Below are 15,500 nucleotides of genomic sequence, written 5' to 3'. Positions count from 1 at the left end.
CTGCCCTTAACCCTGTGCCGCATCGCAACGAGGCCAGGGGACAGGTGATGGCGAAGATCGAGCTCAGCGCGATCCGCAAATCGTTCGGCGACACCGAAGTCCTGAAGGGCGTCGATCTGTCGATCCATGACGGCGAGTTCGTGTCGCTGGTCGGCCCGAGCGGATGCGGCAAGTCGACACTGCTGCGGGTGATCGCCGGGCTGGAGCCGCAGAGCTCCGGCGAAGTGAAGATCGGCGGCGTCGCGGTCGATCACATCCGGCCGAGTTCGCGCAATCTCGCGATGGTGTTTCAATCCTACGCGCTGTACCCGCATCTGTCGGTGTTCGACAACATCGCGGTGCCGCTGCGGATGAAGCGGTTGTCGGCACTGGAGCGCGCGCCGCTGCTGGGCCGGCTGCTGCCGAACCGTTACCATGTCGAGCGCGGCATCCGTGCCGATGTCGAGCGCGTCGCGTCGCAGCTCGAAATCTCGCCGCTTCTGGCCCGCAAGCCCGGGCAGCTCTCCGGTGGTCAGCGCCAGCGTGTTGCGGTCGGCCGGGCGCTGGTACGCGAGCCGGTCGGCTTCCTGTTCGACGAGCCGCTGTCCAACCTCGACGCCAAACTCCGGGTGCATATGCGCGCCGAGATCGCGCAATTGCATCGCCGGCTGAAAGCGACTTTCGTCTACGTCACGCACGATCAGGCCGAGGCAATGACGATGTCCGGCCGGATCGCCGTGATGATCGGCGGCGAACTGGTGCAAGTCGGCACGCCGAGCGACGTCTACGACAATCCGCGCGATATCCGCGTCGCCGAGTTCATCGGCAGTCCGAAGATCAACGTGCTGCCCGGCGCAGTGCAGGCGGACGGCCGCATCGTGATGCTCGATCGCGTGCTCGCCGTAAGGGCCGGGGCCAGCGCCGGGCCCTGCCGCGTCGCAGTCCGCCCGGAGCGGATTAGTCTCGGGAGCGGCGATCTGTCCGGCGTGGTGATGCATGTCGAGAACATGGGGGCCGAAGCCTTCGTGCATCTCGGCTGTGACGGGCTGAACGATCCGGTGGTGATCCGGCTCGACGATCCGCTTCGGCTTCCTGCGATCGGCAGCACCCAGCGGTTCGGCTTTGCGCCCGAGGCGACCCGGCTGTTCGATGCCGCGGGCAAGCGGATTGCGATCCGCACGGAAGCCTCGGTCGAGATGATCCGGGAGGTGGCCCATGTCTGAGGTCACGATGTCCGATGCCGCCGTCTCGCTGCGCGATCTCGACGCCCCCGCAACTGCGCGCGCCTCGGCCAGACCGCGTCGTCGGGGCCGCGGCACCGTCGCCTACGGTCTGGTCGCACCGGCGTTTACGCTGATGCTGTTGATGCTGCTGGGGCCGCTCGCCGGCGTGATCGCGCTGTCGTTCACCGATTATCAGCTTGGCGCGCCGTCGTTCGCCTGGATCGGCCTTGCCAATTATCAGCAGCTGTTCGCCGACCGGGTGTTCTGGATCTCGCTCACCAATACGCTGACCTACGCGGTGATCGTGGTGCCGGGCTCGGTCGCGCTCGGCCTCGGCGTGGCGATGCTGATCGAGAGCGGCACGCGCTTTCGCAGCTTCTATCGCACCATCTACTTCCTGCCGGTGATGGCGACCCTGATCGCGATGGCGATCGTGTGGGAGTTCATGCTGCATCCGCAGTTCGGTCTGGTGAACGGGCTTATCAAGATGGTCGGCTTCGCGCCGCATCCGTGGCTGCAGGATCGCGGCACCGCGCTGTACGCGCTGTGTGTGATCGGGATCTGGCAGGCGGTCGGCTTCAACATGGTGCTGTTCCTGGCCGGGCTGATGTCGATCCCGAAGCATCTCTATGACGCTGCCGAGATCGATGGCGCCGCGAGTGCGTGGTCGCGGTTCCGGCTGGTAACGTGGCCGATGCTCGGACCGGTGACGCTGTTTGTGGTGGTGATCACCGGCATCCGGTCGTTTCAGGTGTTCGACACCGTCCACGTCCTCACCAAGGGCGGGCCGTCGAAGTCCACCGAGGTGCTGATCCACACCATGTACATGGAAGGCTTCGAGTTCTTCCGCTCCGGCTACGCCGCCGCGGTGACGGTGGTGTTCCTCGGCCTGGTGCTGTTGCTGACCCTGGTGAAGTCGCGGCTCGCCGCCAAGCAGGTGCACTACGCATGATCGCCGCGCGACGAAGCCTGATCCGCTCCAGCCTCCGCCACGCCGCTCTGATGTTCGGCGCGGTGCTGATGCTGGCGCCGTTCGTCTGGATGCTATCGACCGCGTCGAAGCCACCGGACGAAATCTACTCCAGCGATCTGCATCTGATCCCGCATCATTTCGCGCTGTGGGACAATCTGCGCATCGCGTTCGGCAAGGCTGATCTCGGTCGCTTCCTGCTCAACGGCGTGATCGTCACGGTGTCGATCTTCGCGCTGCAGGTGCTGATCGCGCTGCCGGCCGCCTATGCGCTCGCCAAGCTGCGTTTTGTCGGGCGCAAGACGCTGTTCGCGCTAGTTTTGTTCGGCATCCTGATCCCGCCGCAGGCGACCGCGATCCCGGTGTTCCTGCTGCTGCACCAGCTCGGGGCGCTCGACAGCTACGCGGCGCTGGTGCTGCCGTTCACCATCTCGGTGTTCGGCATCTTCCTGATGCGTCAGTTCTTCATGACGGTGCCGGACGATCTGCTCGACGCCGCCCGGATGGACGGGATGTCGGAATTCGCCATCGTCTGGCGGGTGATGCTGCCGACCGCGATCCCCGCGGTCACCGCGTTCGGCATCTTCTCGGTGGTGGCGCACTGGAACGACTATTTCTGGCCGCTGATCGTGCTCAACAGCCAGCAATACTACACGCCGCCGCTCGCGGTCGCGCATTTCCGCAATGCCGAGGCCGGCACCAGCTACGGCCCGCTGATGGCCGCCGCGATCGTGATCATCACCCCGCTCGTCGTCGCCTTCCTGCTCGCGCAGCGCCGCTTCATCGAAGGCATCACTTTGACCGGACTCAAGTAATCCAACCCAACAGGAGATCGACATGCTGAAGAGATGGTTCGCCGCAGCCGCGATGACGCTGGTTGCGGGTATCGCCCACGCCCAGCAGCAGACCGAAGTGGTGCTGCAGTTCCCGTATCCGGAGCTGTTCACCGAGACCCATAAGCGGATCGCCGAAGAATTCGCCAAGGTGCATCCGGAGATCAAGGTCAGCTTCCGTGCGCCTTACGAGTCGTATGAAGAGGCTACCCAGAAGGTGCTGCGCGAGGCGGTGACCAATCAGTTGCCCGACGTTACCTTCCAGGGCCTGAACCGCATCCGCGTGCTGGTCGACAAGAACATCCCGGCGCCGCTCGACGGCTACATCGCGGCCGAGAAGGACTTCGACAAGCAGGGCTTCCACCAGGCGATGTACGATATCGGTACCGCCAGCGGCAAAGTCTATGCGCTGCCGTTCGCGATCTCGCTGCCGATCGTCTACGTCAATCTCGACCTGGTGAAGCAGGCCGGCGGCGATGTGAACAACCTGCCGACCACCTGGGACGGCCTGCTCGACCTCGCCAAGAAGGTCAAGGCGCTCGGCCCCGACACCAACGGCATCACCTACGCCTGGGACATCACCGGCAACTGGCTGTGGCAGGCGCCGGTGTTCGCGCGCGGCGGCACCATGCTCAATGCCGACGAGACCAAGGTGGCGTTCGACGGCCCCGAAGGCCAGTTCGCGATGCGCACCATCGCCCGCCTGGTCACCGAGGGCGGCATGCCGAATCTCGACCAGCCGTCGATGCGCGCCACCTTCGCGGCCGGCAAGACCGGGATCCACATCACCTCGACCTCGGACCTGAAGAAGACCACCGACATGATCGGCGGCAAGTTCGCGCTGAAGACGATCGCGTTCCCGGACGTCGTCAAGCCGAACGGCCGGCTGCCGGCCGGCGGCAACGTCGTGCTGATCACCGCCAAGGACAAGGCCAAGCGCGACGCCGCCTGGGAAGTGGTGAAGTTCTGGACCGGCCCGAAGGGCGCGGCGATCATGGCCGAGACCACCGGCTACATGCCGCCCAACAAGGTCGCCAACGACGTCTATCTGAAGGACTTCTACGAGAAGAACCCGAACAACTACACCGCGGTCAGCCAGCTCGGCCTGCTGACCAAGTGGTACGCGTTCCCCGGCGACAACGGCCTGAAGATCACCGACGTGATCAAGGACCACCTCAACTCGATCGTCTCCGGCGCGCGCGCCAAGGAGCCGGATGCGGTGCTGGCCGACATGACCCGCGACGTCCAGAACCTGCTGCCGAAGACCGTCGGCGCCGCCAAGTAACGAAAGAACCTCCCGGCGACGGAGCGCTTGCCGCGCTCCGTCGCGTCACGTTCTGGAGCGGGCCATGAAACTGATCCATCTCAGCGACATCCACCTCACCACGGCGGGCGCGACGATCGGCGGCCGCAATCCGCGGCTGAATTTCGAGCGGGCGCTGACCCATATCTTGCGCGACCATCACGATGCCGAGCTGATGGTGATCACCGGCGATCTGTCGGATTGGGGCGACGCCGACGACTATCGCTGGCTGAGGGCGCAGCTAGGTGCGTTTCCGATTCCTGTGCGGCTGTGCATCGGCAATCACGATCGCCGCGAGAATTTCCTAAGTGTGTTTCCGGAATGCGCCGACGAGCATGGCCTGGTGCAGGCTGTGTACGATACCCCGGCCGGCCGCTGCCTGCTGCTCGACACCGCCGAAGCCGGCACCCATGCGGGCCGCTATTGTGAGATGCGCGGGGCGTGGCTGACCCGGCAACTCGCCGAACATCCCGGTCCGTTCCTGCTGTTCATGCATCACAATCCGATGCCGACGCATCTCGGTCCGATGGATCAGATCCGGCTGCTGGACGATGGCGCGTTCCGCCAGATCGTCGGCCGGCATCGCGACCGCATCCGCCACATCTTCTTCGGACACTGCCATCTACCGCTGGCCGGCTCGGTCGCCGGCGTGCCGGTCAGCTCGCTGCGCGGCACCAACCATGCCAGCTATCCGCTGTTCTCCGAGCGCCGGATGCTGAGCGCCTCCGACCTGCCGGAGTCCTACGGCGTGGTGTTCTTCGGCGACGACTACGTCACCGCTCACATGGTCGAGTTCGGCTACACCGGCGAGATCCGGGTCGAGGGCTCGCCCGATTACAACGCCTGGAACAGGGAGACTATGCTGCGATGAAGTTCGTCGTTCTCACCGATACGCATTTCGTCGCCTGCGGCCGCCGCATCTACGGGCTCGATCCGGCCGAACGGCTCAGTGCCGCGGTGGCGCGCATCAACCGTGAGCATCCCGACATCGCGTTCGTGATCGTCACCGGCGATCTGGCGCATTGGGGCGAGGAGCCGGCCTACGACAATCTGGCTTCGGTGCTGGCGGGATTGCGCGCGCCGACCATCCTGATGATGGGCAATCACGATAAGCGTGACGCATTCGCCAAATTCTTCCCCGGCGTGCCGCGCGATACGAACGGCTTCGTGCACACCGTGCAGGTGTTCGAGGCGGCGACGATCGTCACGCTGGACACGCTGAATGAAGCCGCGCCGAACCACGAGGGGCTGTTGTGCGAGGCGCGGCTGGCGTTCCTCGAACACGCGCTGGCGGAAGCGCCGGCCGACCGGCCGCTGCTACTGTTCCAGCATCACCCGCCGTTCGACACCGGCTTGCGCTACATGGATACGATCCGTCTCGCCAATCCGGATGCAGAGTGGGAGGTGATCGCCCGCACTCGCAAGCCGGACTATCTGTTCATGGGGCATCTGCACCGGCCGATCTCGGGCGTGTGGCGCGGCATCCCGTATCACATCCAGCGCGGGCTGGCGCATCAGGTCGCGTTCGATCTGGTGACCGAGGGCCACATCCCCGCCTCGCACGAGCCGCCGGACTACGCCCATGTCAGCGTCGAGGCCGACCGCATCGTGATCCACCAGTGCTCGTTCATGTATGACGGGCCGCTGTTCTCGCTGCACGACAGCGTCGCGCTGCATCGCGTCTCGTTCTGATCCGCCTCAGCGGCCTCCGAGCCGCCGCTGCTGTGTTGCACAGGCGGCAGCGGAGCCGACGCACAGCAGCGTATCGCCCGGCTGCAGCATGGCATCGTCTGCGGGCGTCTCGATTGTGCTCTCGCCTCGGATCAGCCGCAGCACGATCGCCCGCCGCCGCAGCGGGTGCGCGGCGTCCTGGTGCTCCGGATCGACGCAAAGCTCCGCCACCGTCACCGGCTGTTTCAGCGCGCCGTCGCTGCCCACGAAGTTCGGTGCGTGGTCGGCGTCGAGCACCGTGCTCCAGAACTGCGGCGTGTCGTTGCCGAGTGCTGCGCGCAGCCGCTCCGACAGCGTGAACGCCCAGAACTCGTCCTGTTGACGTGCGGCTTCGAGGAAGTCCGCCAAGAGCGGCGTGCGCAGCGCGGCCAGACACTGATTGGCGATGATCTCGCTCGGCACCATGGTGATGTCGGCGCCGAGCTTGGCGAACAGCATGTGGCTGGCCCGCAGGTTCTGTCGGGCGATCAGGAAGATGTCGGGCTTCAGCCGCCGCGCCGCGATCGCGATCGCCAGATTCTCGGCATCGTCGTCGGTGCCGGCGACGATGCCGGATGCGTGCGCGATGCCGGCCTCGCGCAACACCGCGACGTCGGCCCCGCGGCCGTGCACGGCGTGATGGCCGTCGGCCCGTGAGCCGACCGGGTCGATCACCGCCGCGGTGAAGCCGCCGCGCTGCACGGCGGCCACCACCTCGCGGCCGAACCGTCCGTAGCCGCACACGATCCAATGGCCGGGAGCCGCCGGCATCCGCGCCGGCGCGCTCGGAAACAGATTGGCGCCGGGCGCGCTGGTCAGCCAGGCGGTCAGCCGGTAGACGTCCGGCGCCCGCATCGCCAGCGTCAGGTGGTCGGCGAATTCGCGAAACGGATTGATCACCCGGTGCGTGCCGAGCGAACTCATCGACGCGGCGGTCGCTTGCGAATCGGCACGGCCGATCACCGTCAGCCCGGGGCGCAGGATCGAGGCGGCGATCGCGACGGCGAGATTGACCTCATCGTCGTTGCACAGCGTCAGCACGCCTTTGCATTCTGCCTTCATCAGGCCGGCGGCCGTCAGCGTCTCCGGCGAGCGGGCATCGGCGATCAGCGCCGGCGCTTTGCCGTTCAGCCCCTCGATCTCGAGCTGCTGCACGGCGCGCTCGTCCTTGTCGATCGCGATCAGCCGGCAGCCGAGCTGGCGCAGCGCGTGCACCACCGTCATGCCGGTGTCGCCGAGCCCGCACACCAGATAGAACGGCTGATCCAGCCCGGCGACAGCGCGGCGAAACCGGCGGTCGACCAGCGCCTGCTGAAACGCCCTTTCCTGAACCAGGCTGAGCAGCGAGCCGAGCAGCCACGCCCAGCCGATCACCGACAGATAGATGATGACGGTGACGAAGCCGCGCTGCTGGTCGGTGAACGGATGCGGCAGTTCGCCGAAGCCGATCGTGGTCGCCGTGTAGGTGACGAAATAGAACGCGTCGAACAGCGTCATCCGCCACGGGCGACCTTGAACATCGACCCCAGGGATCAGCATCAGCCCGAGCGTCGACACCGCGAAGACGAGCGCCAGCAGCATCAGCGGCGGCCGCAGCCGGGAGAGCCCGAGGCGGACGATGCTACGCATCGCGCCGTTCCCCATCGGGCGCGAGCGTGAAATAGAACGTCGCGCCTTCGCCGAGGCGGGATTGCACCCAGATCCGGCCGCCGTGATGCGCCACGATCCGGCGCGTCATCGCCAGACCGACGCCGGCGCCGTCGGCCCGTTGCTCCGGCTGGTCGACGCGGTGAAACATCTGGAAGATCAATTGCTGATCTGCGTCGGCGATCCCGACGCCGTTGTCGCGCACATAGTAGCGAGGCGGCGACCGGTCCTCGACGCCGATTTCGATCCAGCGCTCCGGCTTGTCGTTGTAGCGGATGGCGTTGCCGATCAGATTGGTGAAAACCTCGCCGATCCATTCGCGGTTGCCCAGCGCCGTGCCGAGCCGCATCGGCCGACGCACGTCGATGCGGTCTTCGGCGATCCGGCGCGCGAACGGCGCCAGGGCGTCATCGAGCACGGCGTCGAGGTCGACCGTCTCGGAGGCTGCTTCGCTGCCGCCCCGGCTGCGGTCGAGCAGCGCATCGACCAGCGCGTCCATCCGCTGCGTCAGTTTCAAGATGGTGGCGACCTGCTGGCGTCCTTCCTCGTCGAGCACTTCGCCCTGGCGGTGGCGCAGCGAGGTGGTGAGATGGTGGATGCCGCGCAGATGCTCCTTGAGTTCGGCGGAGGCGACGTCGGTGTAGTGACTGAGCTCCGAGTGGGACGCATCCAGCGCCCGGTTGATCCGCTCGATCCGTCCCTTGCGGGTCGCGACGATCTCGGCGATCGCGGTGGCGAGCCGCGTGGCGGCATCCTTTTCGTCGTCACGCCAGGGCACCGCGCGGCCCTGCACGCTCTCCTTCCACAGCGCGAAGGAGTTACGCGGCTGCAGCCGCTGCATCCCGTCCGCCTCGCTGATTTCGACCGGCTTGCGGGGGTCGCCGGCCCATTGCACGTCCTCGATCTGCTCGGGCCGCAGCCAAGCGATCAGCATTGGCTGATCGGGCAGCGGCCGTACCGCCAAAACACCGCTCGCCTGTTTGGCGACGGCTTGCGCGGCGGAAACGATGCCCGGCAGGCGATCAGTGGCGAACACCGGCGCGGCGTGATCGAGCAGCCAGTTTGTCAGTTCGAGCAGCGGCCCGGGGGCTGGTGTGTCGCCGCGGGTGGCCGGCTCGCCGCCGGACGCCACGACAATGCCGCCGGCATCGATCATCGCGTTCAGCAAGTCGAGCGAGCCCGACGCGCGCAATGCGGCGCCGACATCGGCCTCTTTGGTCAGCAGGCGGGTGAGTTCGTCCGCGGCTGCCTTGCGGGCGCTGACCCGTTCGAACTGTTCGGCGTCTTCCTTCGCCGACATCAGCAGCGACAGCGTATGGGCGAGAAACTCCGCCGCCATCCGCATCTGGTGCGAGATGTGGCGGGGAGCCGCATGATGCATCGCCGAGATCAGGCCCCACAGCCGGCCTTCCTTCACCAGCGGCATCACCAGCGTCGACTGCACGCCCATGTTCTTCAGGTAGCCGGTGTACATCACCGAGACGCTGCGCAGGCTCGCGAAGCTCATGTCGACTGGCCCCGTCACCAGCGGCGAGTTCGCCGCCAGCAGAGGCACCGGCGTGTAGCCGACATCCGGCAGGTGCCGCACCCAGCTCAGCGCGAACAGCCGCCGCGCTGGCGCCGGGATGTCGGTCGCGGGATAATGCAGCCCGAGATAGGGTTCGAGATCGTCGCGTCTTGCCTCCGCGATCACCTGGCCGCTGCCGTCTTCGGCGAAGCGATAGGCCATCACCCGGTCGTAGCCAGTGAAGGCGCGGATCCGCTCGACAGCGAGATCGAAGAATGCCTGCACGCTCTCGGTCGCCTGCAGCGCGGCGAGGTCGGCGCGGACCTCCGAATACAGGTTCGATGTCGTGCCGGCGGTCTCCGGTTCGGCGTTCTCGAATTCGAGAATGATCAGGCCACCGCAGCGATGGGCGAACAGATGCCAGCCCTGGTCCGAGCTGAGGAAGGACTCCCGGGCGATGTTGACCGGTCCGCTGTCGAGCGGCATCCGGTGCAGAGAGCCGATCAGTTCGCGCCAGCCCGGCCCGAGCACGGAAGCGATCGGGGCGCCGATCACCGTTTCCGGCGGCTTGCCGATGAACGCTGCGCAATTGGCGCTGGCGTGCAGCACACGGTCGGACTGCTCGTCGACGGTGAGCATCGCGCCGTGCGGCTGGATCGCCTCCGGATATTGCACCAGCTCGCGGTCGCAGCTCGACAGGTCGACGTTCCTGGCGGTGATGATGCCGCCGCTGTCAGGCTCACCCATCACGTCCTCGCTCGGCTTCCCGCCATCCGCTCCAGCATCCGCCTGATGGCACAGCTTGTGATGGGACCGTGGCGGACGCTTTGACCCGGATCAGCGGGCCGTGAGGTTTCGCGCAGCTTCCAGATGCGGCGCCAGCAGCTCCATTACCACCCGGCGCTTGTCGCGCATGATCTCGGGCTCGCCCATCTGGCCGACTTCGTGCAGCCAGGTGCCGCACCACTGGAACGGCCCGTCATAGGTCGCGAGGCCCTCGCGGTACGGCACGAAGCGCGACGGGGATTGCTGGAGCTTGCCGAGGTCGAGCTTGCTGTACAGCGGACCCCAGTTGCCGCCGCCGGTATCGAGGCCGAGAAACCAGTCCTGGCCGAAGTCGAGCGGCAGGTCGCGCACCGCGGCAAACCGCATCATGGTGAAGCCGGCCCACAGAAACCAGCGCTCGCTCGGCGGTTCGGTGGTGCGGACGTAGCCATAGACGTTCTGGGTGGCGAGCGGCGCGAACGGATCGTCCGGCGCGGTCGGAAACAGATCGTGGTCGAGCAGGCCGAACATCTCCGGCGCGCCCGGCCGGATGATGTTGTGCCAGATCCAGTTCAGCACGATGCCGTGCGAACGGCTGCTTTTCTGCCACGGATTCTCCGGCGCGCGCAGATACGGCACGCCGTGGTCGCCGGCGATCCGTTCGATCTCGGCGGCGCGATCGTCGTCGGGCGAATTGTCGACCACGACGTACAACGCATCCGGCACGAACAGCCGGATCAGCGGGATCTGCAGATCGATCGCCTGCGGGTCCTGATATGCCACGGTGAACAGCGCGCGCCGGCCGGTGATCACCTTCGCCACCGCGGCAGGATCGCCGAGCTTGGCGGGCTGCCTCCGGTAGCGCCGGTCGATCCGGTTGTAGCGGGCGGTTTTCAGTCCCTGCGACAGCGGCCGCAGCCGCTTCCAGTCGGAGAGGGTGTAGTCGGAGAGCTTCTTCGGCACAGTGCGGTCTCGCTTCAGGCAGAGGCTGTCGCGGCTTGGGCGCGGGTCCAAACTTCGGTGCAGACCATCTCGCCGCAGGTACTCAACGCCGCATCGCGCGCGAAGCCCTGCGCGCCGAGATGCAGGCGCAATCCGTGAATCACGCCGGGGTCGACTCCGGCAAGATGAAATTCGGCAATCACAGCGCGCAGATGCTGCATCGGACAGGCCGGCAGGATGTCGACCTCCATGCCTTCGGCGTCCAGGACCAGCACGGTCGGGTCGCAGGTCGCGATCACTTCCGCGATCGCCCGGACCGGAACCTCGACAGTGGTTCGATGGCTGCCGCCGATCGCCGCACCGAGCCAGCTTCCCTCGCCGATCGCCAGCCTCGCGGTGCCGGCCTGCGAGCCGACCGCAGCGCGCTCCAGCCTCACCGGCAGGCGGTTGAGGGTGAAATTGTCGGACGCGACCGCCGCCGCCGCAGGGTTCGGCTCGAACGCGACGACGTTGGCGGCGCCGACGATCCGCGCCGCTGTCAACGACACCACGCCCATGCAGGCACCGATCTCGACGATGCGGTCGCCGGGCCGGACCACGGCCTTGACGGCAGCGCGTTCGGGAGCCTCGTAATCGCCGGACAGCAGGGCATGGATCATGCCTTTCGGCACGCCGTGGCGGTAGCCGACCAGCGTCAAGCCGTCGAACGGCACCGTGCGCGCCCGGAACAGGCGGCGCAACCGGGTGCGCAGGCGATCGAGCAGAGCGGTCAAGACAGTCGTCCTCGCTGAACCTGGGCAGCCCCTGCTGCCGAAATCAGCAGCTTATGCTGGATCAGGCAAGTCCACCGGGAGCATCGGATCGGTTGCAACCGGCAGCAATCGGCGATCCCCCGCATGGATCGCTACGCCCTAAAAGGATACGGCTGAGACGGTCAGCGATGTCAGCAGCGGTTCCCCGCCCCACAAGCTGGGCTGGGGCGTGCTCGAAGTGGGCTTCAGATACCGCAAAGCGGTATGTTCACGGAAAAGTTGCGATTCTTCCAGGTTCCTGTCGCACCGTAATGCGAATCCGTTGCATTCGTGATTGACAATTTCTGCATTGCGATAGACTAAAGTTCGTAGTGCGGAGCCCTCGCTGCGGGGCTCTGCGCGAGGGCGTTCTCGGTCCTCGTCCCAGATGGCAGCGATCCAGTCAAAGGAGCAGCGCCGTGAACTTCCTGGTCAAAGCCTTCTACCAAATCCCTGTGATCGGCTGGCTGGTGAAGGACGCCAAGCATGGCAGCCCGGAGGCGCCGTATTTCTTCCTGTTCAACGCCGTGGTCGTGGGTGCTGCGTTGATCTACGTGTTCGGCTATCCGCTTGTGATCACCGTGGCGGTGGCCGGCGCGTTCGCCGGGATCGCCGGCCTGGTGGTGCTGACCGCCGGCGATGCTTTCGACAAGCGAGCCTCGCAGCCCGCGACCGACGTCCGCCGCGCCAAGCCGGCGACGGTGCGCCCTCTGAAGAAAGCCGCCTGATCGGCTCACGGCTTCTCCGGCAGAGTGATGCCGGTTCGGTTTTGATGACAAAAATCCCGGCAGGTCAGACCTGTCGGGATTTTTTCGTGGCGGTTCGGTTCGGTTTCGGCCTCGCCTTCGGCCGGCAAGCACCACCCTTAAGGCTTACGCCGCTTCGTCGCGGTAGTGATACCAGCGATACAGCATGCGCTGGCCGATCCGGCGGAACGGCGAGAAGGTGTGGGTCGGCAGCGGCGAGGTGAAGATCGGCAGATCCTGACCCTTGAAGCGCTGTCCGGCGATCATCTGCGCCATGCGCCGCCCGGCCTGCGCCGAATACGACACGCCGTTGCCGCCGTAGCCGAGTGCGTAGACCAGCTTCTGCGACGGGTCGGGCTGGAAAATTCGTGGCATCATGTCGTGGCTGACGTCGACCCAGCCCCACCAGGAGTAATCGATCTCGATACCCTGCAGCACCGGAAACTTGCGGTGCAGGCCGTCGATCAGGAGCTGCAGGTGCTTGGGATGATCCGCATCGGCGCCGGTGATCGACGAGCGGCTGCCGATCTGGATGCGGTTGTCCGGCAGCAGACGATAGTAGTAACGCAGCGTGCGGGTATCGGTCAGCACCAGCTTGGTCTTGAAGCCGGTGGCTTCGAGTTCGGCCGGAGTCAGCGGCCGGGTGACGATCGAGTTCGACAGGATCGGCATGCACCGGCCGCGCAGCAGCGGCGTCAGGCCGGGCGCCGTATAGGCGCCGGTGGCGATGCCGACCGCGCGCGCCTTCACGGTGCCGCCCGGAGTGCGGAGATAGAACGCGCCACCCCGCTCGGTGATCTCGATCACCGGGCTGCCCGGATGCACGGTGGCACCGAGGTTGCGCGCCATCTGCTGATAGCCGAAGGCGAGCTTGGCGGGATGCACGCCGGTGCCGCGCGGCTCCAGCGTGGCGCCGACCGCCTCGGCTTCGTTGAGATAATCACTTCGGAGCTGATCGGCGGAGATCACCTTGGTGGGCTCGCCGAACACCTCGCTCAGCACCTTGGCCTCGGCGGAGATCTTCTCGAAATTGCGCTGCCGATGCGCGATGTAGAGATGACCGCCGCGCTGCGGTTCGCAGTCGATCGGGCTTTGCCGGATCAGTTCCTCGAAGGTCTCGAAGCCGTCGCTGATTTCGGCGTGCAGCTTCAGCGCGACATCGCGGCCCCAGCGCGCGATCCATTGCGAACGCGTCAACCGGCCGGCGGCGTTCTGGCCCTGGCCGCCATTGCGCGTGCTGCAGCCCCACGCGACACGGTTGGCTTCGAGGACTGCAGCCTTGATGCCGTGCTCGCGGGCGAGGAACACCGCGGAGGCGAGCCCGGTGAAGCCCGAGCCGACGATCGCGACATCGACGTCGGTATCGCGGCTGATCGGGCCGTCGTCTTCGGGGAGCGGACCGCAATTCGCGGTCCAGTAGGTCGGCGCGTAGTCGCGGTTGCGGCCGGGGCCTTCGCTGACCAAGGGATCGTAGTGCGGATCGTAGGCGGCGAGCGGCGGGGTCTTCACGGGCTTGTTCATGCCGATGCCCCCGTCGCCGGCAGCACCGGGCGATCCTTGCGGAACGCGCTCTTGCTGAAGATCTTATCGCCGCGGAAGCCGAACAGATCGAGGCCTTCGGCCTCGATCCTGCCGCCGTCCTTGGTGGTGGCGCGGAAGATCCATTCGGAGATGCCGCGGTCGCCGAACACGGCGTGGCGGGTGCATTCCCAGCTCACATCCGGGAAGGTAGCGAACGTCGTCTCGAACGCGGCGCGGACATCGGCGGTGCCGACGATCCGGCGACCGCAAGCCTCGGGGCCGGCCGCGGCATCGAACACGATGTCGTCGGTCATCGCGGCCATCACGGCGGCGCCGTCGTGGCGGTTGAACGCGTCGAAGAGCTGATGCAGCGTCTGCAAGCGCTGAGTATCGAGATCGGACATGTCGATTCCATCGTAGTGGGCGCGCGAGCGTTTCCGTGATTGGTGCGGACTCGCCGGCAGCTTCGTGCAAAGCGTGTCACGAGCTGCCGCCGGTGCCTTAGAACCAGATGGCGCGGTCTCGGCGGACCAGACGCGAAGCACTGGCGTCTGGCCCAATGGCTTGGATCGTCCTGGACCTTCGCGGCGGGCGCGGGATCGCCAAGGTGATGCGATGATCAACATCGCCACCCGCATCGATCCCGCCATCGCCCCCGCCGTGTCGGAGGTGATCTCGCAACTCCAGGCCCGTCACCTGATCGGCAACGCTTTGGTGCCGTCCGTCGGCGGTGCCACGCTCGACGTCGTCGATCCCGCGACCGGGCAAGTGATCGGCAAGGCGCCGGCCGCAACCGGCGACGATGTCGCCCGCGCGGTGGCGGCTGCGTCGGTCGCGTTTCCAGCCTGGGCGGCGACGCCGGCGCGCCAGCGCGGCAAGCTGATTGCGGCCGCGGCACGCGCAATCGCCGAGCAGAGCGACGTGATCGCCACTGTGCTGGCGCTGGAAACCGGCAAAGCCATTCGAACGGAATGCCGCGGCGAAGTCGCGACCGCGGTCGACATCATCACGATGTATGCGGGCCTCGCGTCGGAACTGAAGGGCGAGACGCTGCCGTTCGATCCGCAGATCCTCACTTACACCAGCCGCGAGCCGCTCGGCGTCGTCGCCGCGATCCTGCCGTGGAACGTGCCGCTGGTGCTGATGATGCTGAAGATCGCCCCGGCGCTGGTGGCGGGCAACACCGTGGTGGTGAAAGCCTCCGAAGAAGCGCCGTATGCGACCATCGAAATGGCGCGGCTGATGGCCAAGCTGCTGCCGGACGGCGTGCTCAACGTGATCTGCGGCACCGGCCGCGATTGCGGCGCGGCGCTGGTCGAGCATCCGGCGGTCGCTAAGGTGACCTTCACCGGCTCGCAGGCGGTCGGCGAGCTGATCTATCAGATGGCAGCCAAGAAGATCATTCCGGTCAGCCTCGAGCTCGGCGGCAAGAGCCCGATGATCGTCTATCCCGACGCCGACATGGCGCGTGTCGTCGCCGGCGCGATCGCCGGCATGCGCTTCACCCGGCAGGGCCAGAGCTGCACGGCGGCGAGCCGGATCTACGTCCACGCCTCGCTGATC

Annotated in this window: 14 protein-coding genes; 8 read left to right on the top strand and 6 right to left on the bottom strand. The window is 66.5% G+C overall.

Annotation, left to right across the window (positions count from 1 at the left end; translation table 11 throughout):
- Nucleotides 1-47 precede the first annotated feature (47 nt).
- From DU475_RS10215 to DU475_RS10190, 6 genes are all read left to right on the top strand, one after another.
- Nucleotides 48-1,202 (top strand): ABC transporter ATP-binding protein, encoded by a 1,155-nt coding sequence (locus tag DU475_RS10215; protein WP_164632054.1) that lies wholly within the window; start codon nucleotides 48-50, stop codon nucleotides 1,200-1,202.
- A complete protein-coding gene (locus tag DU475_RS10210; RefSeq protein WP_164632052.1) occupies nucleotides 1,195-2,154 on the top strand; it encodes a carbohydrate ABC transporter permease in 960 nt (319 codons plus the stop codon). Before DU475_RS10215 ends, DU475_RS10210 begins: the two co-directional genes overlap by 8 nt.
- Nucleotides 2,151-2,987, top strand: a complete 837-nt coding sequence (locus DU475_RS10205; RefSeq protein ID WP_047310126.1) for a carbohydrate ABC transporter permease — start codon at nucleotides 2,151-2,153, stop codon at nucleotides 2,985-2,987. The genes DU475_RS10210 and DU475_RS10205 overlap by 4 nt, the downstream gene beginning before the upstream one ends.
- Before the next feature lie 22 nt (nucleotides 2,988-3,009).
- Nucleotides 3,010-4,290 carry an ABC transporter substrate-binding protein gene (locus DU475_RS10200; protein ID WP_164632050.1) on the top strand — a complete coding sequence of 427 codons (1,281 nt, stop codon included), beginning with the start codon at nucleotides 3,010-3,012 and terminating at the stop codon, nucleotides 4,288-4,290.
- Between the two features lie 64 nt (nucleotides 4,291-4,354).
- Nucleotides 4,355-5,179, top strand: a complete 825-nt coding sequence (locus DU475_RS10195; RefSeq protein ID WP_164632048.1) for a phosphodiesterase — start codon at nucleotides 4,355-4,357, stop codon at nucleotides 5,177-5,179.
- The gene (locus DU475_RS10190) at nucleotides 5,176-6,000 is read left to right on the top strand and encodes a phosphodiesterase (protein ID WP_164632047.1); all 825 of its coding nucleotides are present in this window, start codon (nucleotides 5,176-5,178) and stop codon (nucleotides 5,998-6,000) included. The genes DU475_RS10195 and DU475_RS10190 overlap by 4 nt, the downstream gene beginning before the upstream one ends.
- A 6-nt stretch (nucleotides 6,001-6,006) precedes the next feature.
- On the opposite strand, the gene DU475_RS10185 is transcribed toward DU475_RS10190, so the two are convergent.
- The 4 genes from DU475_RS10185 to DU475_RS10170 all read right to left on the bottom strand — a co-directional run bounded on the left by DU475_RS10185 (nucleotide 6,007) and on the right by DU475_RS10170 (nucleotide 11,652).
- Entirely contained in the window at nucleotides 6,007-7,647 is a 1,641-nt protein-coding gene (locus DU475_RS10185; protein ID WP_164632045.1) for a potassium channel family protein, read from the bottom strand.
- The gene (locus tag DU475_RS10180) at nucleotides 7,640-9,919 is read right to left on the bottom strand and encodes an ATP-binding protein (protein WP_013499961.1); all 2,280 of its coding nucleotides are present in this window, start codon (nucleotides 9,917-9,919) and stop codon (nucleotides 7,640-7,642) included. The genes DU475_RS10185 and DU475_RS10180 overlap by 8 nt, the downstream gene beginning before the upstream one ends.
- 90 nt (nucleotides 9,920-10,009) lie before the next feature.
- The gene (locus DU475_RS10175) at nucleotides 10,010-10,900 is read right to left on the bottom strand and encodes a hypothetical protein (RefSeq protein WP_013499960.1); all 891 of its coding nucleotides are present in this window, start codon (nucleotides 10,898-10,900) and stop codon (nucleotides 10,010-10,012) included.
- A gap of 14 nt (nucleotides 10,901-10,914) precedes the next feature.
- Entirely contained in the window at nucleotides 10,915-11,652 is a 738-nt protein-coding gene (locus DU475_RS10170; protein WP_013499959.1) for an FkbM family methyltransferase, read from the bottom strand.
- A 437-nt stretch (nucleotides 11,653-12,089) separates the two neighbouring features.
- Between DU475_RS10170 and DU475_RS10165 the strand changes: the two genes are divergently transcribed.
- Entirely contained in the window at nucleotides 12,090-12,398 is a 309-nt protein-coding gene (locus DU475_RS10165; RefSeq protein WP_013499958.1) for a hypothetical protein, read from the top strand.
- 144 nt (nucleotides 12,399-12,542) lie between these two features.
- Here DU475_RS10165 and DU475_RS10160 read toward each other — a convergent pair whose 3' ends face one another.
- Both DU475_RS10160 and DU475_RS10155 read right to left on the bottom strand, forming a co-directional pair.
- Entirely contained in the window at nucleotides 12,543-13,937 is a 1,395-nt protein-coding gene (locus DU475_RS10160) for an NAD(P)/FAD-dependent oxidoreductase (protein WP_013499957.1), read from the bottom strand.
- Nucleotides 13,934-14,341: a nuclear transport factor 2 family protein gene (locus DU475_RS10155; protein WP_013499956.1), complete on the bottom strand. Its 408-nt coding sequence runs from the start codon at nucleotides 14,339-14,341 to the stop codon at nucleotides 13,934-13,936. The genes DU475_RS10160 and DU475_RS10155 overlap by 4 nt, the downstream gene beginning before the upstream one ends.
- Nucleotides 14,342-14,552: 211 nt before the next feature.
- Here DU475_RS10155 and DU475_RS10150 point away from each other — a divergent pair.
- Nucleotides 14,553-15,500, top strand: a 948-nt coding sequence (locus tag DU475_RS10150) for an aldehyde dehydrogenase family protein (protein ID WP_164632043.1), incomplete at its 3' end; no start/stop codon positions are given.

This window comes from Rhodopseudomonas sp. WA056, from assembly GCF_010906995.1.
In the GTDB taxonomy this organism is placed as follows: domain Bacteria; phylum Pseudomonadota; class Alphaproteobacteria; order Rhizobiales; family Xanthobacteraceae; genus Rhodopseudomonas; species Rhodopseudomonas palustris_G.
The sequence above is the reverse complement of the archived record's forward strand: the minus strand, read 5'-3'. Positions and strand labels throughout refer to the sequence as shown.